19 protein-coding genes and 1 tRNA gene are annotated in these 19449 nt (G+C 62.1%); 9 read left to right on the top strand and 11 right to left on the bottom strand.

Features of this window, described 5'->3' with window-relative positions:
- Positions 1–14: 14 nt before the first annotated feature.
- The 6 genes from G542_RS0100275 to rplU all read right to left on the bottom strand — a co-directional run bounded on the left by G542_RS0100275 (position 15) and on the right by rplU (position 4703).
- Complete coding sequence (locus tag G542_RS0100275; protein ID WP_012698413.1) at positions 15–1283, bottom strand: AmpG family muropeptide MFS transporter; 1269 nt, start codon at positions 1281–1283, stop codon at positions 15–17.
- A gap of 53 nt (positions 1284–1336) precedes the next feature.
- Entirely contained in the window at positions 1337–1711 is a 375-nt protein-coding gene (locus tag G542_RS18915; RefSeq protein WP_012698412.1) for a hypothetical protein, read from the bottom strand.
- Between the two features lie 107 nt (positions 1712–1818).
- Positions 1819–2934 (bottom strand): GTPase ObgE, encoded by a 1116-nt coding sequence (gene obgE, locus G542_RS0100265; protein WP_012698411.1) that lies wholly within the window; start codon positions 2932–2934, stop codon positions 1819–1821.
- A 95-nt stretch (positions 2935–3029) separates the two neighbouring features.
- Positions 3030–3995 (bottom strand): DMT family transporter, encoded by a 966-nt coding sequence (locus G542_RS0100260; RefSeq protein WP_012698410.1) that lies wholly within the window; start codon positions 3993–3995, stop codon positions 3030–3032.
- Positions 3996–4100: 105 nt separating this feature from the next.
- Positions 4101–4373 (bottom strand): 50S ribosomal protein L27, encoded by a 273-nt coding sequence (gene rpmA / locus G542_RS0100255; protein ID WP_012698409.1) that lies wholly within the window; start codon positions 4371–4373, stop codon positions 4101–4103.
- A gap of 18 nt (positions 4374–4391) precedes the next feature.
- Positions 4392–4703 carry a 50S ribosomal protein L21 gene (rplU, locus tag G542_RS0100250; RefSeq protein ID WP_012698408.1) on the bottom strand — a complete coding sequence of 104 codons (312 nt, stop codon included), beginning with the start codon at positions 4701–4703 and terminating at the stop codon, positions 4392–4394.
- A gap of 192 nt (positions 4704–4895) precedes the next feature.
- Here rplU and G542_RS0100245 point away from each other — a divergent pair, with 192 nt between their 5' ends.
- Positions 4896–5864 (top strand): polyprenyl synthetase family protein, encoded by a 969-nt coding sequence (locus G542_RS0100245; protein ID WP_034984664.1) that lies wholly within the window; start codon positions 4896–4898, stop codon positions 5862–5864.
- Positions 5865–5878: 14 nt separating this feature from the next.
- Positions 5879–5953, top strand: a tRNA-Arg gene (locus G542_RS0100240).
- 276 nt (positions 5954–6229) lie between these two features.
- Here the strand turns inward: G542_RS0100240 and G542_RS0100235 are convergent.
- Complete coding sequence (locus G542_RS0100235; protein ID WP_280513429.1) at positions 6230–7327, bottom strand: mechanosensitive ion channel family protein; 1098 nt, start codon at positions 7325–7327, stop codon at positions 6230–6232.
- A 239-nt stretch (positions 7328–7566) separates the two neighbouring features.
- Between G542_RS0100235 and eptB the strand changes: the two genes are divergently transcribed.
- Both eptB and G542_RS0100225 read left to right on the top strand, forming a co-directional pair.
- Positions 7567–9255: a kdo(2)-lipid A phosphoethanolamine 7''-transferase gene (gene eptB / locus G542_RS0100230; protein ID WP_081666686.1), complete on the top strand. Its 1689-nt coding sequence runs from the start codon at positions 7567–7569 to the stop codon at positions 9253–9255.
- 16 nt (positions 9256–9271) lie between these two features.
- On the top strand, positions 9272–9688 hold the full coding sequence (locus G542_RS0100225) for an acyl-CoA thioesterase (protein WP_051189817.1): 417 nt from the start codon (positions 9272–9274) through the stop codon (positions 9686–9688).
- On the opposite strand, the gene mnmL is transcribed toward G542_RS0100225, so the two are convergent.
- Positions 9625–10602: a tRNA modification radical SAM protein MnmL/YtqA gene (gene mnmL, locus G542_RS0100220; protein ID WP_027823089.1), complete on the bottom strand. Its 978-nt coding sequence runs from the start codon at positions 10600–10602 to the stop codon at positions 9625–9627. The genes G542_RS0100225 and mnmL overlap by 64 nt on opposite strands.
- A gap of 64 nt (positions 10603–10666) precedes the next feature.
- A complete protein-coding gene (locus G542_RS0100215) occupies positions 10667–10882 on the bottom strand; it encodes a protein MIGRI (RefSeq protein ID WP_012698403.1) in 216 nt (71 codons plus the stop codon).
- A 101-nt stretch (positions 10883–10983) separates the two neighbouring features.
- Between G542_RS0100215 and metX the strand changes: the two genes are divergently transcribed.
- Positions 10984–12126, top strand: a complete 1143-nt coding sequence (gene metX / locus G542_RS0100210; protein WP_012698402.1) for a homoserine O-succinyltransferase MetX — start codon at positions 10984–10986, stop codon at positions 12124–12126.
- Positions 12123–12710, top strand: coding sequence for a methionine biosynthesis protein MetW (gene metW, locus G542_RS0100205; protein WP_027823087.1), 588 nt, complete (start codon positions 12123–12125; stop codon positions 12708–12710). Before metX ends, metW begins: the two co-directional genes overlap by 4 nt.
- A 635-nt stretch (positions 12711–13345) precedes the next feature.
- Here the strand turns inward: metW and G542_RS0100200 are convergent.
- Positions 13346–15709 carry a penicillin-binding protein 1A gene (locus G542_RS0100200; protein ID WP_034984662.1) on the bottom strand — a complete coding sequence of 788 codons (2364 nt, stop codon included), beginning with the start codon at positions 15707–15709 and terminating at the stop codon, positions 13346–13348.
- A 143-nt stretch (positions 15710–15852) separates the two neighbouring features.
- Between G542_RS0100200 and aroK the strand changes: the two genes are divergently transcribed.
- The 3 genes from aroK (at position 15853) to G542_RS0100185 (ending at position 18225) form a co-directional block, all read left to right on the top strand.
- Complete coding sequence (gene aroK, locus G542_RS0100195; RefSeq protein ID WP_012698399.1) at positions 15853–16380, top strand: shikimate kinase AroK; 528 nt, start codon at positions 15853–15855, stop codon at positions 16378–16380.
- The gene (gene aroB / locus G542_RS0100190; protein WP_012698398.1) at positions 16377–17465 is read left to right on the top strand and encodes a 3-dehydroquinate synthase; all 1089 of its coding nucleotides are present in this window, start codon (positions 16377–16379) and stop codon (positions 17463–17465) included. Before aroK ends, aroB begins: the two co-directional genes overlap by 4 nt.
- A 376-nt stretch (positions 17466–17841) precedes the next feature.
- Positions 17842–18225: a type IV pilus assembly protein FimV gene (locus G542_RS0100185; RefSeq protein WP_012698396.1), complete on the top strand. Its 384-nt coding sequence runs from the start codon at positions 17842–17844 to the stop codon at positions 18223–18225.
- 87 nt (positions 18226–18312) lie between these two features.
- On the opposite strand, the gene G542_RS17760 is transcribed toward G542_RS0100185, so the two are convergent.
- Positions 18313–19311 carry an O-antigen ligase family protein gene (locus G542_RS17760; protein WP_162142313.1) on the bottom strand — a complete coding sequence of 333 codons (999 nt, stop codon included), beginning with the start codon at positions 19309–19311 and terminating at the stop codon, positions 18313–18315.
- Positions 19312–19449 lie beyond the last annotated feature (138 nt).

Here is a 19449-nt window from a genome sequence, read left to right as displayed (position 1 = left end):
GGTTAACGCCGGCATTATGGACGAGCCGGCGCCGGATCGTCGCCCCAGGGTGCCACTTTCAGCAGCAGCAGCATGCCCGGTATGGCCAGCAGCGTGCACAGCAGGAAAAACGGCGTCCAGCCCAGTGCTTCGACCAGATAGCCGGTGCCGGCATTGATGACGGTGCGCGGTACGGCGGCGAGGCTGGTGAAGAGGGCAAACTGGGTGGCGGTGTAGCGCGGGTCGGTCGAGCGGGCGATGAAGGCGATGAAGGCCGCACTGCCCAGTCCTACGCCCAGCGCCTCGGCGCCGATCACGGCGGCCAGCACCAGCTTGTCCGGTCCGGTCTGGTCGAGCCAGACAAAGCCGAGGATGGTAACGAGCTGCACCACGCCGAACACCCACAGGGCGCGGTTGATGCCGAGCTTGAGCATCCAGATGCCGCCCAGCAGCCCGCCGGCCACGGCCGGCCACAATCCGGCATGTTTGGCGATCAGGCCGATGTCGGACTTGGAAAACCCGGTATCGAGGTAAAACGGCGTGGCCAGCGCGGTGGCCATGCTGTCGCCGAGCTTGTAGAGGAAAATGAAGGCGAGGATGCAGAGCGCCTCGCGCCAGCCGGCGCGGTGGATGAATTCGTGGAACGGCTCGACCACCGCCTCGCGCAGGGTTCTGGGAGCGCTGCCGTAGAGCTTCGGCTCACTGACCACCAGGGTCATCAGCAGCCCCGGCAGCATGAAGAGCGCGGTGATGCCGAACACGGTGGACCACGGCAGGTAGTCGGCGAGGATCAGCGACAGCGAGCCGGGAATCAGGCTGGCCAGCCGGTAGGCATTGATGTGGATCGAGTTGCCCAGTCCCAGCTCGGCATCCGTCAGCAGTTCGCGCCGGTAAGCATCCAGCACGATGTCCTGGCTGGCCGAGCAGAAGGCCACGCAGGCCGCCAGGGCGGCGATCTGCGGCAGGTCCAGCGCCGGGTTGAACAGGGCAAAGCCGGCCAGCGTGGCAACCAGTGCCAGCTGGGTGGCAGCCATCCAGCCGCGTCGCCGGCCCAGCCACGGCAGGCGGAAACGGTCCAGTACCGGCGACCAGACAAACTTCCACGTATAGGGCAGCTGGATCAGCGCGAACAGGCCGATGGCCTTGAGGTCGACGCCCTCGGTACGCAGCCATGCCGGCACCAGGTTGAGCAGGAAATAAAGCGGCAGTCCGGAGGCAAAGCCGGTAAAGACGCAGATCAGCATGTGGCGCGAAAAGATCGCGCGTGTCCAGTGCAGCGGCGGGGAGTCGGAGGCAGCAGTCATGCAAGCGGGCAGGCCGGCGGGTTCAGCAAACCGGCATTCTGCCACGCATGGGCTTAGCTGCGCTTGCGCTTGCGGGCCGCCGGAGCCGGTTCGGCAGCCGGGGTGTCACTGGCCGGAGCGGCCTCGGCCGGCACGGTGCCGGTTGCCGGCGTGCTGTCGACCGGCGGAACGGCAGCCTCGGCCGGAGCCGGCTCGCCGGACACCAGCAGGGTGGTAAGCCGGCTGCGGGCGCCGATGTGGTGGTCGAAGCGCCAGTCGTTGATCAGCTCGACCGCCAGCTCGAAGTAGCGCTGGTCGATGTCGTAGAGGCGTGCCAGATTGAAATCGCGGCCAAATTCAAGCGCCCGGGCCAGCTCGGTCAGCACGGCGATCTGTTCGGCGTCCGTGCCGTTTTCGATCAGCTTGCGGATTTTCTTGGCTGCATTCATCGGTTCATTCCTTTGTGCACAGAGGGAGGAGTGGCATCAGGCCGATGCCAGACGCGAGTGTAATGGCATCGGCCGGTTCTGGCTGCCCTGAAGCTGCCAGCCAGCAATCATTCCGTCGCCGGATTGTAAGGGGCGAGCAGGGCAGCCGCTTCGGCCTCGGTGCGTTCGGCTTCGCGGATGAAGCGGATGTGCTCCATCACGGCGTAGCACAGCTCGCGCGTTCCCTCGCCGGTCAGGGCGGAGATGCGGAACAGGCGCGGCTGCATCGGGTCGTAGTTGGCCAGCGGGTCGACGGTGAAGTCGACGCCGAAGCGGGACAGGAAATCCGCCACCCGTTGTTCGCGCTCGTCTTCGGGAATCATGTCGAGCTTGTTGAGCACCAGCCAGCGTGGCTTGGCATACAGTGATTCGTCGTACTTGCGCAGCTCTTCGATGATGGCGTGCGCTTCGGCAACCGGATCGACATCGCTGTCGAACGGGGCGAGGTCGACGATGTGCAGCAGCAGGCCGGTACGTTGCAGGTGCTTGAGGAAGCGGTGGCCCAGTCCGGCCCCTTCGGCTGCCCCCTCGATCAGCCCCGGAATGTCGGCGATGACGAAACTCTGGTTTTCATCGATGCGCACGACACCGAGGTTGGGGTGCAGGGTGGTGAACGGATAGTCGGCAATCTTGGGACGGGCAGCCGACACGCTGCTGATGAAGGTGCTCTTGCCGGCATTGGGCATGCCGAGCAGGCCCACGTCGGCCAGGACTTTCAGCTCCAGCCGCAGGGAGCGCTGTTCGCCTTCTTCGCCCTTGGTGGTCTGGCGCGGGGCACGGTTGGTCGAGCTCTTGAAGTGGATGTTGCCAAGGCCGCCCTTGCCGCCCTTGGCCAGCACGGCGGTCTGGCCGTCGTGCGTCAGGTCGGCAACCAGTTCGCCGGTATCCTGGTCGGTGATGACGGTGCCGACCGGCATGCGCAGGATCACGTCGTCCGCACCCTTGCCGTAGCAGTCCGCTCCACGGCCGTTTTCGCCGTGGCGGGCCAGGTAGCGCTTGACGAAGCGGTAGTCGACCAGCGTGTTGATGTCCTTGTCGGCGATGGCGACAATGCTGCCGCCGCGGCCGCCGTCGCCGCCGTCTGGGCCGCCCTTGGGCACGAATTTTTCGCGGCGCATGCTGGCCGAGCCGTTGCCGCCCTTGCCGCCGGCGACTTCAATCTTGGCTTCGTCGATGAATTTCATGTTTCAAGCTCCAGAACCGTTCGTCAGAACGGCAAGACCGGCGGGGCAGACCCGCCGGCCGGGAAAAAGGGGAAAAGCCTGTGGCTCGGGTGGAATCAGTCCGGAGTGCGCGTCCGCAGTGCTGCTGCATGGGCGCTGCGCGGCAGGAACTGTGTCCATTTTATCGCACCCGTGCCGGCTGCGAGGCCAAACAGTACCAGTGCACCGCCAAACCACTCCAGCGGACCGACTGCTTCGCCCAGCCACATCCAGGCCAGCAGGGCCGACAGGACCGGCTGGAGCAGCAGCGCCAGCGAGGCCGGAGCCGTGGGCAGGTCGGCCATGGCGCGGGCAACCCAGTTCTGCCCCAGGACCTGCACGATCAGGGCATAGGCGGCCAGAAACAGCCAGTCCTGCCAGCCGGACGGCAATGGCTCCTGGCTGACCAGCATCATCGGAACCAGTGTCAGCGCGGCGCCGACGGTGGACAGCCAGACCGCCTGGTGGGCACAGACCGCTGCGCGGCTGGCGAGCCGCAGGAAGATGAAATAGCCGGCATACAGGACGGGAGCCGCCAACCCGGCAAGCAGGCCGAGCATGACGTCGCCGCCGCTCGGACCGGAATCGCCGGCCACGCCGCACAGCAGTGCTGCGCCTGCCAGTGCAATGGTCAGGCCGCCCAGCAGGGTGCGCGACGGCCGCTCGGCAAACAGCCACCAAACCAGAAAGGCGATGGCAACCGGGGCCAGGTTGTCGAGGAAGGTGGCGGTGGCCACGCTGATCTCGCAGACGGCGATGTTGAGCACGACCAGATTGAGTGCCAAGCAGGCGCCCGACATCATGGCCATGATGATGCCGCGGGCGCCGGGCTTGCCGGCCGGTGCTGCGGTGTGACGCGCGGCCCGGGCACGCGCCAGCCAGGTCAGCGGCAGGGCCATCGGCAACGCCAGGAGAAGTCGCCAGCCGGAGGTGGCGACAGGGCCGACCGGGGATTCGCGCATGAAGATGGGCGAAACCGCCAGCAGGATGATGCCTGCAAGCAGGAGTCCGGCGGCGTAGAAGTGGCGATTGGATGGCTGCATAGGATCGCAGGTTGCTGACCTGAAAGGAATCTGGCAAGACTCATGCCGCAAAAACAAAAAGCCCTATCGCTTGGATAGGGCTTCCGGGAAGCTTGGAGCCTGTAATCAGGCAGCTTCGCCAGTGTACTGTTCAACGATCACGGTCTTGCGCTTGAGGGCGCCCTTGACCACGAACTTGACGTAACCGTCGACCTTGGCGAACAGGGTGTGATCCTTGCCCATGCCAACGTTTTCACCGGCGTGGAAACGGGTGCCACGCTGACGGATGATGATGGAACCGGCCGGAATCAGCTCGCCACCGTAAACCTTGGTACCGAGGCGTTTTGCCTGTGAGTCGCGACCGTTGCGGGAACTACCGCCAGCTTTTTTGTGTGCCATGGTGCTTTGCTCCTTGGATTACAGCGAAATCTCGTCGATGCGGATTTCAGTGTAGTTTTGACGATGGCCCTGGTGCTTCTGGTAGTGTTTGCGGCGGCGCATCTTGAAGATGCGGACCTTCTCGCCACGGCCGTGCGACACGACGGTCGCCTTGACGGTAGCGCCGGCCACCAGCGGGGTGCCAACCTTGACCTCGTCACCGCCAGCAACCATCAGCACTTCTTCGAGTACGATTTGGCTGTCGATGTCTGCAGGTATCTGTTCTACTTTGAGTTTTTCGCCGACGGCAACGCGATACTGCTTGCCACCGGTTTTTACGACCGCATACATGGACTTTACTCCTGAATCATTCCGTGACCATTCACGGAAGAGCGCGGACTATACGCAAGTGGCTGATTGGCGTCAACTTTTCACCGCGGGGCGGGGGCGGCTGCCTGGCGCGCGGCTTGCGTCAGGCTTACGTCATGGCTTTATGCGGTACAATCCGCCCGTTTCAGCCCGTCCACCTTCACCGAGCCCGCCGTGACTGTCCCGTTGTTCCGCCAGTTGATCACTGACGACATGCTTGCTGTCGATCAGGTCATTCGCCGTTCGCTTCATTCCGATGTCGTGCTGATCCGCCAGGTGGCCGAGTACATCATTGGTGCGGGCGGCAAGCGCCTGCGTCCGGCCCTGCTGATCCTGGCGGCCCGTGCGCTGGGCTGCCAGGGGCCTGCCGTGCACGAACAGGCGGCCATGATCGAATGCATCCACACGGCCACGCTGTTGCATGACGACGTGGTGGACGAGTCGGACAAACGCCGTGGCCGCGATACGGCCAATGCCATGTTCGGCAACGCGGCCAGCGTGCTGGTGGGGGACTTCCTCTATACCCGTGCCTTCCAGATGATGGTGCATACCCACAGCCTGCGCGTGCTGGAAATCATGGCCGAAGCGACCAACATCATCGCCGAAGGCGAGGTGATGCAGCTGCTCAACATCGGCAACACGGACCTGACCGAAACCGAATACCTGCAAGTCATCCAGTACAAGACCGCCAAGCTGTTCGAGGCGGCCGGCCGCGTCGGTGCCCTGCTGGCCGGCGCCACGCCGGAGCAAGAGGCCGCGCTGGCCGGTTACGGCATGCATCTGGGTACGGCCTTCCAGATCATCGACGACGTGCTGGATTACTCCGGTGATGCTGCGACCATCGGCAAGAGCCTTGGCGACGATCTGGCCGAAGGCAAGACCACCCTGCCGCTGATCTACGTCATGCAGCATGGCTCGCCCGACCAGGCTGCCGTGGTGAGGGGTGCCTTGCAGGCGGCTGACCGCGAGCGTTTCGATGCCGTGCTGTCTGCGGTACAATCCACCTCTGCGCTTGATTACGCCCATGGTCAGGCTGTCGCTGCTGCCCAGCGGGCAGTCGCTGCACTGGCTGGTTTGCCGGACTCCGAAGCCCGGCAGGCGCTGACCGAACTGGCACTGCTGTCGGTCGAGCGCGACGCCTAGGTCTTTACCACCCCGTCCCCGTAGTTCAATGGATAGAACGGCCGCCTCCTAAGCGGCAAATGTGGGTTCGATTCCCGCCGGGGGCGCCACTGCTTCTCTGAGAGTCTGATTTATTTTGTTTTTATTGTGAATCAAGGGCTTGAGGCTCGCTGGTGTTGCACGTGGCTGTGACACTTGCGGGATGTGCAGTGCTGAAAACCAGCTGTCTGACCCGCCATCCCGGCGTTGGCTGCTTCCACAGGAAGATTCCGTTCGCACTTCAGCCCGTCACTAGGCGCAAGCACGTTCCTCGCCCTTCAACCCGGGACAAAAGGTTCTGAAGATACCGGGGCGATTGCGCCGGTCTGGGCAACGGCTTTGCTGCATCAGTCGCCGCCGGCTTTGGGCAGGCTGGCCGGATCGAAATACAGCGTCCGGCTGGGGAAGGCAAAGTCAGCCCCCTGGGCCTGCACGATGCCGACAATCTTCAGGAACACGTCCTGCTGCACGGACAGCCATTCGGCCCACCTGGTGGTGCGGGTGAAGCAGTACACCATGAAGTTGACCGACGAATCGCCAAACGCGCTGAAGTACACCAGGATCACCTGTTCCTGGTCGATGTCCGGATGCGCGCGCAGCATGGCGCGCACGTTTTCCACCACGGCCTGCATGCGGCCGAGGTCCTGGTAGCGCAGGCCGATGGTGGTGTTGATACGGCGGTTGGTCATGCGCTGCGGGTTGACCACGCTGATGGTGGAAAACGCCGAGTTCGGTACGTACATCGGCCGGTTGTCGAAGGTGAAAATTCGCGTCAGGCGCCAGCCCACCTTTTCCACCGTACCTTCGATATTGCGGTCGGGCGAACTGATCCAGTCACCGACCTGGAACGGCCGGTCGACGAAAATCATCAGTCCGCCAAAGAAGTTGGCCAGGATGTCCTTGCCGGCCAGACCGATGATCAGGCCGCCGGCACCACCGAATGCCAGTAGTCCCGACAGGCTCAGGCCGAAATTCTGTCCGACGGCCAAAAAGGCCAGTGTCAGCACGCTGGCCTTGGCCACCTTGGACAGGGCGCTGGCCGTGGTGCTGTCGCTGCCGTTGTCGACATGAATGCGCTCGGAGGCATTGATGTAGCGGAACATGCCCAGCACCACCACCAGCGCGATGGCGATCAGCCGCAACGGTGCAATCCAGTCCAGCAGTTCGGGAATCCAGTCGCGGGCAATCACGCGCAGCAGCAGCGAGGCGCTGATGATGCCGATGATGGTGATGATGGCCGGGGACGACGCCTGCCAGAACGCCCGCCAGAGCGCACCGCGTCGCCCCAGTTCCTTGTTGGCGCTGCGCTTGACGAAGATGTACCACGCCAGCGTTGCCATCAGGGTGAAGAAACCGATCAGGACGATTTCCCACAGCTGGTGGTGATAGACCGACAGGTCGTGCAGCGAGCGGATCGCCGGGGTCTGGGTTGCGACGGTATGCAAAAACGAATATGTGTTTGACATTTCGTGGTTTGATAGAGTGAATCTCCGCACTTTAATCACCCGTACGGGTGTTTCCGTGCGTCAAAAGCCTGAAAGGCAGGGATGACCTGTCCGGCGGTCACGCTGCAAATCCGGCAAGCGGTTTGTCGGAAGCCGGCCTCACCATTATGATCGCGCGACTCGGGAACGGCATGGCCGTTCACCGGTCCCGAACCAGGTTGTTATAGAGGAACACGCGCGTGAACCGACTGCTGTCATGGCTGACCCCGTCCCTGAGCCAGTCCGCCCTCTCGGCCTGGCTGGCTGTCTACGTGGGCGGGCTGCTCAATCTCGATGTCTGGTTGCGCCGGCTCCTCACGCCGGCCGGTGACCTTGCGTGGCCGCAGCTGCCGGGGGTCCTGATGGCTGCCTGCTGCGTCATGGCGCTGACCTACCTGCTGCTGGCACTGTCATCGTTTGCCGGGCGGCGCGCCTATCGCGTGCTGGCGAGCCTGCTGGTGCTGTTCTCGGCAGCGGCATCGTACTACATGACCTTTTTCGACGTGGTGATCGGCTACGGGGTGATGATTTCGGTGCTGACCACCGACATCGACCTGTCGCGTGAATCGGTCGGCTGGCAGTTCCTGCTGTGGCTGGTACCGACCGCCGGAGTACCGGTCATGCTGGTCTGGCGCACCCGCCTGCGTGACTGCCTGCACGGCAGCCTGTGGTCGCGCCGTACCTTCTGGCGCCCGCTGACGCCGATGGCGCTGGCGCTGGTCATGCTGCTGGCACCGCTGGAATGGCTGAAGGCCGCAGAGGTACGCAATGACGGCCAGGGCAGCCCGGATTCGGCCGGGGTGCTGGCGCACAGCTTTCTGCCGTCCAACTGGGTGGCTGGCCTGGGCATGGTGGCCTACCAGAAGGTCAACGAGTACCGGCAGGGCGAGCTGCTGGCGCCGGCCGGGCGCTTTGCCTACCAGGCTGATCCGGAGCGCGAGGACGTGACGGTGGTGTTCGTCATCGGCGAAACCGCCCGCTCCGACCACATGGGCCTGCTGGGCTATGCGCGCAATACGACGCCGTTGCTGGCGCAGGAACCGAATCTCGTCGCCATGCCGGGCTGGTCGTGCGATACCGCCACCAAACTGTCGCTGCGCTGCATGTTCGTGCGCGAAGGCGGGGCCGGTGATGATGCCGCGCGTACGCTGAAGGAAGAGAATGTTTTCGCCACGCTCAAGGCGCTGGGGTTCAGCTCCGAGCTTTTTGCCATGCAGAGCGAGCTGTGGTTTTACGACAGCGTGGATGCCGACGACTACCTGTTCCGCGAGATGATCGCCGCCGATGAGGGCAATGCCGGCAAGCCGGTCGACGACATGCTGCTGGTGCCGCAGCTGGCGCAGTCGCTGAAGGAGCATCCGCGCGGCCGGCATCTGGTGATCCTGCACACCAAGGGGTCACACTACCTGTATTCGCAACGCCATCCGCGCGAGTTTGCCCGCTTCACGCCCGAGTGTTTCAGCATCGACGCCGCGTGCAACAAGGAGCAACTGCTCAATTCGTTCGACAACAGCATCCTGTACACCGACACCGTGCTCAAGCAGGTGATTGACCAGGTGCGCGGACGCAAGGCCATCGTTTTCTACACTTCGGACCACGGCGAATCGATCGACGACGGCGTGCATTTTCATGCCACGCCGCGGCAGATCGCCCCGCCCGAACAACGCCGGGTGCCGATGCTGGTGTGGATGTCGGACCGGCTGGTGGCCACGTCCGGCGGCCAGCAGGCACTGGAAGCGCTGCGGGCCCGGGCTGCCAGCGGTGCCGTGGGCCGGCACGAAGAACTGTTTGACAGCGTGCTGGGCTGCATCGGCTACCAGTCACCCGACGGCGGCCTGAATCCCGGCAACAACTGGTGCCAGCCCGCCGCTGGCCGCAAACCCGCCTGAGCTACCGGATACCACCATGACTAACGCTGCCGTGACCCCGTTTGCCCGTTATTGCATCGACATGCGCTGGAGCGACATGGATGCGCTCGGCCATCTCAACAACGTCAATTATTTCCGTTATCTCGAACAGGTGCGGGTCGAGTGGCTCGACAGCCTTGGCCTGTCGATCAATCCGGACGGCATCGGGCCGGTGCTGGCTGACACCCGGTGCAGTTTCCGGCGCGAATTCACCTATCCGGCCCGGATCGGGATTACCCTGGAACTGGTGCGGCTGGGCGAAAAAAGCCTGACCCTGCGGCACCACTTTTATCGTGAGGGCGACCCGGACACGGTCTACGCCGTGGGCGAAGTGGTGCTGGTCTGGGTGGATTACGCCAGCGGGACGACCGTGCCTGTACCCGAAGGCATCCGGGCCGCCGTGTCACCGGCCTGAGGCGGCTGCCACGGCTGGCCCAGTGCACTGCCCTGGGGGCCGGAGCATGCCAGTTGTCCGGTGATGGCCTGGATTGAGGGCCAGCGGTCGGCACACCAGTCCGGTGCCAGCAGCACGTCGCGTTTGGCGGTGGCCGACACCCGGTGGAACACCACCGCCGGCGGCGTATGGCGGATCAGCTCACAGGCAATGCCGGCGTATTCCTCCAGCCCGACCGGAGCCAGTTCGCCACGGCGGAACTGTGCTGCCATGCGGCTGCCGCGCACGATGTGCAGGGGATGTAGCTTGAGCCCCTCGACGCCGGCATCGACCACGCGTGCCAGCGTATCCAGCGGCTGGGCCGGTGATTCGCCCGGCAGGCCGACGATCAGGTGGGTGCACACGGCCAGTCCGCGCAGGCGGGCCCGGCGAACGGCGTCGGCGTAAGCGGCCCAGCCGTGGCCGCGGTTGATGCGTGCCAGCGTCTCGTCGCAGGCGCTTTGCAGTCCCAGCTCCAGCCACACTTCATAGCCCTGGTCGCGGTAGCCGGCCAGCAGGTCGAGCACGGCATCCGGCACACAGTCCGGACGGGTGCCGACGCACAGCCCGACCACGTCGGCGCTGGTGAGCGCGGCCTCGTACAGCCCGCGCAGGGTGGCGACTTCGGCGTAGGTGTTGGTGTAGGCCTGGAAATAGGCCAGGTACTTGCGGGCGCGGTCAGCGCCGGTCTTGGCCTGTTGCAGCTGTTCGGCCAGCGGGATGTCGGCAGTGCGGCTGAAGGCGCGCACGTTGCAGAACGTGCAGCCGCCGCGGCCCAGCGTGCCGTCGCGGTTGGGGCAGGTAAAGGCGGCATTGAGCGCGAGCTTGTGCACGCGCTCGCCGAAACGGGCCTTGAGATGGCGGCCCAGTGTATGGACGTAATGATCTAGCTGCATAGGGCGCGCGAGTCTACTCCGGTCAGGCAGGCCGGCAGGGGATGCCGGATCAACGGCGGCCGGCTCAGTGCCGCCAGCCCAGCAGGTACAGCCCGACGAACAGGACGGCGGAAACCAGGAAAGCCTGCGCCAGTGTCACGGTCCATTCGCGCAGACTGCGGCGCTGCTCGCGGTTGAACAGCCACTGGTAGGCTGCCAGCAGGACAAAGGCGAGCACGAAGAACTTGAACAGGCGGGCGAACATGGCTGGCGTCGGGTCAAAAGCGGCTGGGGGAGGCATTGTTGGGCTTTGTGGCGTGCCGGGCAAGGCCAATCGGGTTGCCAGGGCAGGGGCGGCCGATATAATCGAACCCTGTTTGCATCAAGCTTGGCGTCTTTCTCATGACTTTTGCTTCCGACTCGGTCGGTCTGGTCGAGGCCCGCCGTGCGGACTTCGATACACCGCTGGCACTGGCCAGCGGTACGGTGCTGGACCGTTATTCGCTGTGCTACGAAACCTACGGTGAACTGAATCCGGAGGCGAACAACGCCATCCTGATCTGTCACGCGCTGTCGGGGCACCACCATGTGGCCGGGCGTTACTGCGAAGACGACAAGCAGGCCGGCTGGTGGGACAACATGGTCGGGCCGGGCAAGCCGATCGACACGGCCCGCTTTTTTGTCGTCGGCGTCAACAACCTGGGCGGCTGTCACGGTTCGACCGGCCCGTCGTCGGTCAATCCGGCCACGGGCCGGCCGTGGGGTTCGGCCTTTCCGCTGGTGACGGTGCCGGACTGGGTGGAGTCGCAGGCGCGGCTGGCCGACCTGCTGGGCATCCGCCGCTGGGCGGCGGTGATCGGCGGCAGCCTGGGCGGCATGCAGGCGCTGGAGTGGTCCATGCGCTTTCCGGAGCGGGTGGCCAATGCGCTGGTGATTGCGTCGGCACCCAAGCTGTCGGCGCAGAACATTGCTTTCAACGACGTGGCGCGGCAGGCCATCCTGACCGACCCGGAGTTTCACGGCGGCGACTTCTACGCCCACGGCGTGGTGCCGCGGCGCGGCCTGCGGCTGGCGCGCATGCTCGGTCACATCACTTACCTGTCGGATGACGGCATGGGCGCGAAGTTCGGCCGTCTGCTGCGCAGCGGTGACTACCAGTACGGCTTTGATGTCGAATTCGAGATCGAGAGCTACCTGCGCTACCAGGGCGACAAGTTTTCCGGCCTGTTTGACGCCAATACCTATCTGCTGATGACCAAGGCACTCGACTATTTCGACCCGGCCAAGGCATTTGACGGCGACCTGGTGGCGGCGCTTGCGCGGGTACGGGCGAATTTCCTGATCGCGGCGTTTACCAGCGACTGGCGCTTTGCCCCGGACCGCTCGCGCGAGATCGTCAAGGCACTGGTGGCAGCCGGCAAGCGCGTGTCCTACGGAGAAATCGAGTCGACCCACGGACACGACGCTTTCCTGATGACCGACTCCCCCTACGTCGCGCTGATGCGCGCCTATCTCAACCGTGTGGCCGAGGAGCTGGCAGCATGAATCCGCAGTTGCGTCCCGATTTGCAACGCCTGTATGACTGGATCGAACCGCATTCGCGCGTGCTGGACCTCGGCTGTGGTGACGGCAGCCTGCTGGCGGCACTCAAGGCCAAACACGTCAAGGGCTACGGCGTCGAGCTGGATGTCGACAATGTGGTGGCCTGCGTCAGCCAGGGCGTGGACGTGGTGCAGGCCGACCTGGAGCAAGGGCTGGCAGAGTTCGGCTCCCGGCGCTTTGACACGGTGATCCTGTCGCAGACCCTGCAGGCCATGCGCCATACCGAGGGCATCCTGACCGAAATGCTGCGGGTCGGTCGCGAAGCCATCGTCACCTTTCCGAACTTCGGCTTCTGGCAGAACCGCTGGTCGATTGCGCTCGGCCGCATGCCGGTGACCCGGTCGATCCCGTTCGAGTGGTACAACACGCCCAACATCCATTGGTGCACGCTGGTCGACTTCGAAGCACTGTGTGCCAAACACAATATCCGGATCCTTGAGCGGGCCGTGACGGATGGCGGGCATGAAGTCAGCCTGTGGCCCAACCTCTTGGGCAGCCTGGCGTTTTACCGCCTGACACGGAACTGACGGGGCGGATAGCTATCTGCTTTGCCAGGCCGGCAGGGACGGCCGGTTCGCGTTGATGGAACAAACCGGCTGCCGGGACGGGCGTTCATGCCGAGAACCGCGCGGTATCGTCGTGCCGGAGTGCCGTATACGGGCGGCGCATCCAATCCGGTGCGCCATGTCGAGGCTGGCCATGAGGCCGGCACTGTTCCGGATATCCACACTGGCCGTGTCCTGCCGGTGCGGTGTGCATCTTTCGCGGCCACTTCGCCTGGCTTGTGCCGTCGCTGGCGCTGCGCGGGACATTCTGGCGCATGGCCTCATGCGGCATGCGTCCTCCGGGCTGTGATTTGCCACGATAAAAGCTGCTCCACATACGGCCACAACGATTGACCGCACTCGGTACCACCCTATGGCAGGGCGTTTCGAGGCCTGACTCCTGCGGGTGCTGTGGACGAGTGGCAAATTTTGCTGTCTAAGCAGCATCCGGTGCGGCTTGTCTGTACACGATGGCTTTGTGATTCACGCGGGCTGTGGGCAGGCCGGTAACTGGCACTTTGGAGCGCCGGTCGTGCGATGCCCGGGGCTTGCGGGCATGAAGCGGTCAGCAAAACGCCCTGGCGCAGGCCGGGGCGTTTTCACATGCCGGAAACCGTTCAGAACAGCAGTTCCTTGACGTTCTCCACCGCGTCGCGGGCCGAGTCGGCCGGTGCTGCGTTGCCATCGGCTTCGCCGGCGTCCAGCGGGCGGCTTTGCTGGTTGTTCAGGCCCAGTTCCGGATTGGGCTGCTGGTATTCTTCGTAGTAATACTCGGGCTGGCCGTGCAGGCCGGCGCCGGGCTTTTCCACGATGCCGGCCGGCAGCGGCAGTTCGATTTCCGGTGCCTTGGCCAGGGCGTGCTGCATGTAGTCGATCCAGATCGGCAGCGCAGCGCCACCGCCGGTTTCACCGCCGCCGAGCGGACGGTTGTCGTCAAAACCGACCCAGGCCACGCCCACGAGTTCGTTGGGTGCGTAGCCGGCAAACCAGGCATCGCGCGAGTCGTTGGTGGTGCCGGTCTTGCCGGCAAGGTCGGTCCGGTTGAGCGACAGGGCACGGCGGGCGGTGCCGAACTTGACCACGTCCTGCATCAGGTTGGTCATGATGAAGGCGTTGCGCGGATCGATGGCCTGTTTGGCGTTCTGGCCGACGACCTGCGGAGCGGTCTGGGCCAGTACCTGGCCGCGGTCGTCTTCGATGCGGTCGATGAAGTAGGGCGTGACATGCGAGCCGCCGTTGGCAAACACGCTGTAGCCTTCGGCCATGCCCAGTGGCGTGACCATGCCGGCCCCCAGCGCCATGGTCAGGTAGGCCGGATGCTGCTTGGCGGCAAAGCCGAAGCGTTGCAGGTATTGCTGGGTGTAGTCGGTGCCGGTGGCCATCAGCACGCGGATCGACACCAGGTTTTTCGACAGGGTGAGGCCGCGCCGCAGGGTCATCATGCCGGCGAACTTGCCGTCGTAGTTTTTCGGTTCCCAGCGCTGGCCGCCGATCGACTGCGGGTCGATGACCAGCGGGGCATCGTTGACCATGGTCGACGGCGTGAAGCCGCGCTCCAGGGCTGCGGAATAGATGAACGGCTTGAAGCTCGAACCCGGCTGGCGCCAGGCCTGGGTGACGCGGTTGAAGTGGTTGCGGTTGAAGTCGAAACCGCCCACCAGCGACAGGATGGCGCCGTTGCGCGGGTTGACCGATACGAAGGCACCTTCGACCTTGGGCATCTGGCTGATGCTCCAGACGCCCTTGTCATTCTGGGTGACGCGGATCACCGAGCCCGGACGGATGCGCTGGGCCGGCGTGAGCTTGTCCGACAGGTAGGCACGGGCAAAGGTGAGTCCGGCGCCCTTGACGTGTACTTCCTGGCCACCGCGCAGGTAGGCGGTGATCTGCGTGGGCGAAGCCGCCAGCACGATGGCCGGTTGCAGCTTGCCCGAGTCGCGGATCTTGGCCAGTGCGTCGTCCAGTGCTTCGTCCCGGTCGTCGCCGGCCGGGAGGGTGGCGAGATCGATGTAGGATTCCGGGCCGCGGTAGCCGTGGCGGCGGTCATAGTCCATCAGGCCGTTGCGCACGGCACTGAAGGCGGCCTGCTGGTGGTCGGAGCGCAGGGTGGTGTAGACCTTGTAGCCGTCGGCGTAGGCACCGTCGCCGTAGCGGGCCACCATGGCCAGCCGTACCATTTCAGCTACATAGTTGGCCGGCACCGGGAAGTCCTCGTTGCGGCTGGCCAGCTTGAGCGGCTCCAGCCTGGCGGCTTCGTACTGGTCGGCATTGAGGGCACCCAGTTCGTACATGCGGCGCAGGACGTACAGCTGGCGCAGGCGGGCGCGCTCGGGGTTGACCACCGGGTTGTAGGAGGACGGCGCCTTGGGGAGACCGGCCAGCATGGCCATTTCTGCTGGTGACAGCTCGTGCAGGGTCTTGCCGAAATAGGTCTGGGCTGCCGAGGTGAAGCCGTAGGCACGCTGGCCGAGGTAGATCTGGTTGAAGTAGATCTCGAGGATCTGGTCCTTGCTCAGGTTGTGTTCGATCTTGAAGGCGAGCAGGGCTTCGTTGAACTTGCGGGTAAAGGTGCGCTCGCTCGACAGGAAGAAGTTTTTCGCCACCTGCATGGTGATGGTCGAGGCGCCCGAGCGGACGCTGCCATGCAGGGCGTTGCCGGCGGCTGCGCGCAGGACGCCGAGGTAGTCGACCCCGCCGTGCTGGTAGAAACGTTCGTCTTCGGCTGCGAGGATGGCGCGCTTCATCATCGGCGGCACTTCGGCGATCGGGGTGAAAGCGCGTTTTTCTTCGCCGAATTCGCCGATCTGCACGCCGTCGGCAGTGTAGATGCGCAGGGGGATCTTGGGGCGGTATTCGGTCAGGGCTTCAATGCTGGGAAGTCGGGGATAGGTGGTGGAGACCGCAACCCCGATCAGGGCGGCCACCACGACTATCAGCAGTACCAGGGCAATCAGAAGCCAGCGAAACAGTCTGGAAATCATGAACTTTGCGCCATGTCGCTTGGCAAAAGCGGGCAGTATAGCGGCTGGCTGCGGGCGGGGACACCTTGAGTGGTTGCGAGTCATCCGGGTGCAATGTCGAGTCGGTCATGACGCCCGCTTGCTGCCCGGTTACAATCGGCAACATGAAGCTGTCAGGCAATTACTTTCTGGTCGGGCTGATGGGCGCCGGCAAAACCACGGTGGGACGACAACTGGCGCGTCTGACCGGCAAGACCTTTTACGATTCCGACCACGAGATCGAGGCGCGGACCGGCGTGCGCATCCCGCTGATTTTCGAGATCGAGGGCGAGGAGCGCTTTCGCGAGCGTGAAAGGACGGTGATTGCCGAACTGACCCGGCGCGACGACATCGTACTGGCGACCGGTGGCGGTGCCGTGCTCGACCCGGCCAACCGGGCTGCCTTGCGGGCACACGGAACGGTCATTTACCTGCGGGCGTCGATCGATGACCTGCTGGCCCGTACGGCACTCGACAAGAACCGGCCGCTGCTGCAGACCGCCAACCCGCGTGAAAAACTCGAAAGCCTGTTTGCTGTCCGCGATCCGCTGTACCGCGAAGTGGCGGACATCGTGATTGATACCAGTCGCCAGCATGTCGGTACCCTGGTCAATCGTCTGCTGGCCCGTTTGCAAGAGAATTCCCGCCCATGATCACGCTTGACCTGACCCTGCCTGACTGCCGTTATCCGATCCATATCGGCCAGGGTGTGCTGGACCGTGCCGGTGAACTGGTTGCGCCCCATCTGCCGCAGTCGCGTGCCCTGATCGTGACCAACGACGTGGTTGCACCACTGTATCTGGAGCGCTGCCGGCAGTCATTGCAGGCAGCTGGCGTGTGCACCGAAGTGGTCATCCTGCCGGACGGCGAAGCGCACAAGGACTGGCAGACGCTCAACTGCATTTTTGATGCCCTGATTGCCATGCGTGCCGAGCGCAAGACGGCGCTGGTGGCACTGGGCGGCGGGGTGATCGGAGACATGACCGGTTTTGCTGCTGCCTGCTGGCAGCGTGGTGCGCCGTTTGTGCAGATTCCTACGACCCTGCTGGCGCAGGTGGACTCGTCGGTCGGCGGCAAGACGGCCATCAATCATCCGGCCGGCAAGAACATGATCGGTGCCTTCTGGCAGCCCCGGGTGGTGCTGGCAGATCTGGACGTGCTGGACACGCTGCCGGAGCGTGAATTTTCCGCCGGGCTGGCCGAGGTCTACAAGTACGGGCTGATCGACAACCTGCCGTTCTTCGAATGGTGCGAACAGCAGGTGCCGGCCTTGCTGGCGCGCGACAAGGCAGCGCTGGCGCATGCGGTGGAGGTGAGCTGCCGGATGAAGGCGGCCATCGTGGGGCAGGACGAGAAAGAGCAAGGTGTGCGTGCGTTGCTGAATCTGGGGCATACCTTTGGGCACGCCATCGAAGCCGGGCTCGGGTTTGGTGTCTGGCTGCATGGTGAAGCGGTTGCGGCAGGCATGGTACTGGCCGCAGAAACCGCCCAAGAGATGGGACAGCTGGAGTCTGCGGACGTGCTGCGGATAAGGGCGCTTTTGCTGCAAAGCAATTTGCCTGTTGTTCCACCGGCCTGGCCGCTGGCAACCTGGCTTGAATTGATGGGGCACGACAAGAAGGTGGAGGGAGGGCAATTACGGTTTGTCTTGCCGGACCGCCTTGGGCATTGCCGCCTTGAATCCGGTGTTGGGGAAAAATATCTCGAAAAGGTATTAATTCACAATATTAGGGATTGACAATTTTCGTTTCTCATGCGCTCTGATTGGCAAATATCCTCTCGGGCTAGCCTCTTTTGGCAATAATGATCCGCATACCAACCAGTGTTGGTGTGCGGATTTTTTTTGTCCGGACTCTTCGTGTTGCATATTGGCGGGAGGGCGACATGGGATTGGCTGCCATCAGGATGATGTCTTGCAAAAATCGGCTAGTCCGTTTGATGTTCTTTCGTCTGTGATTTTCTGATTTAGATAAACATGATTTGTTGATGTTCATTTTATAGAAAATGACTATTGAAAATTGATAATGACATTGGCAATACGTATTTCCACCAATTGTTTGACAAGGTGGGATGAACGAAGATGCGTACAGGCGGCATAGGGGAGAACAACAGCCATGAACCTAGAATTTGAACTGCAAACACTGATTAATGCGTTATTGCTGGTGAGCGCCAGTTATCTGGCTGCGCAATGGTGGAGGCAGAACAGGTTTGTCAAAGCCAGTGTGCGGGGAATTGATCCGGTTGGGGAGGCAGAGGTATTCCTGTTCCAAGGCAAGGTGAAAGAGGCAATCCGGGTACTCAAGGGAGCCTTGGAGGACGAGCCGGATGACCTGTCGGTAAAGGTGGCTCTGCTAAGGGCATATGGAGAGGCTGGTCAAGCCAGTCAATATGATCAATTGGCGAAGGACGTTGCGGGGCAACTCCGGCAGGAACCGGTTTGGGGGCAGATCAAAAAAACCGGACAGTTATTATCGCCTGATAATAAGCTATATTACTGATTATTTCAAAAACTCCCGGCTATTAGACTGGCCGGGAGTTTTTGTTTGGTTGCTTAAATTGGTGAGTATCGTTATGTATGCTAGCACTCAGGTTTTTGGATATTTTGCATTGAGGATTGCTGTCAGTAATACAACCTGGATGCTGGCATAAATTGAAGCATACATTGATAGTCCGAATGTGATATGTGTGAATCCGGTGAAAAAGAAGACAATGCTGATTGCCACTCCTGCCATGCCGACTTGTCGAGTGGCTTCTTGCTTCATCGCTTGTATGAATGGAACTGTAGTAAATATATAGAATATTAGGTAATAGATTACCCCGACTATCCCTAGGCTTGCTGCGTTGTAAAATAGTTCTCCATGAGTATCTGCTGCATCTGATACGGATTGTGTTATGTAGCCATTTACGTAAAGCTCATGCAGGGCAGGTAATAAATTTCTGCCGGCACCAAAAAGTGGGTTTTCGATAAAGATGTAGTATGAGGCAAGTGCAAGTTGCATTCTCATTCCCACGGATCCTTCTCGATTTCCATTAAAAAAATCCATGGTCTGCTGGATCGTTATGTCGGCGCGAGATGAAAATAAATCAGATGTGGCGTATGCCAAAATTGCTATGAGTGCGATGGTGGGAAATATTTTTTTTCCTGAGATGTTATATGCATTAATGATCAAGAAGGCTGTGGCTAAAATAACTCCTATCCATACGCCTCTGGATTGTGAATAAAATATGACCGCTGAGGCTGGTATGAGGCATGCTGCTGAGATTAATTTGCCAGACTGATTGATTGTGACAAACAGTATTGCAAAAACTGCACAAAATGCGGAGTATGGTATGGTATTGGTAAACGCAGAATGCGGTCTTATGTCTTGGGTTGTAATATAATTAAAATATCCTGATGTTGCCATGAGAATGACGGCGACCAGCCAGCTCCATTTGATGATTTTTATATCACCTGCTTTTGATTCGTATATCAATGTTAATAAAAATGGTGCCAAGAAAAGCCGGTATGCCGCATCTGCGTACCTGAGTTGGATTACGGGGTTGGCTATTTCTCGTATGGTTATTGCTATGGCCAAGGTAAGCATGGCAATGGTCCAGCCCGGGAATGTTTTCCAACATAGTTTCAAAGTATTTCTGAATGTCTTTTTTGTGGTGATCAGAGTTAGTGCTAGTGCAGATAAAATCAAATACAACGAGGTGGAGCTTCGTTGCACTGAGAAGCC

It is taken from the genome of Laribacter hongkongensis DSM 14985 (assembly GCF_000423285.1).
In the GTDB taxonomy this organism is placed as follows: domain Bacteria; phylum Pseudomonadota; class Gammaproteobacteria; order Burkholderiales; family Aquaspirillaceae; genus Laribacter; species Laribacter hongkongensis.
This window is presented reverse-complemented; position numbering and strand designations above follow the sequence as displayed.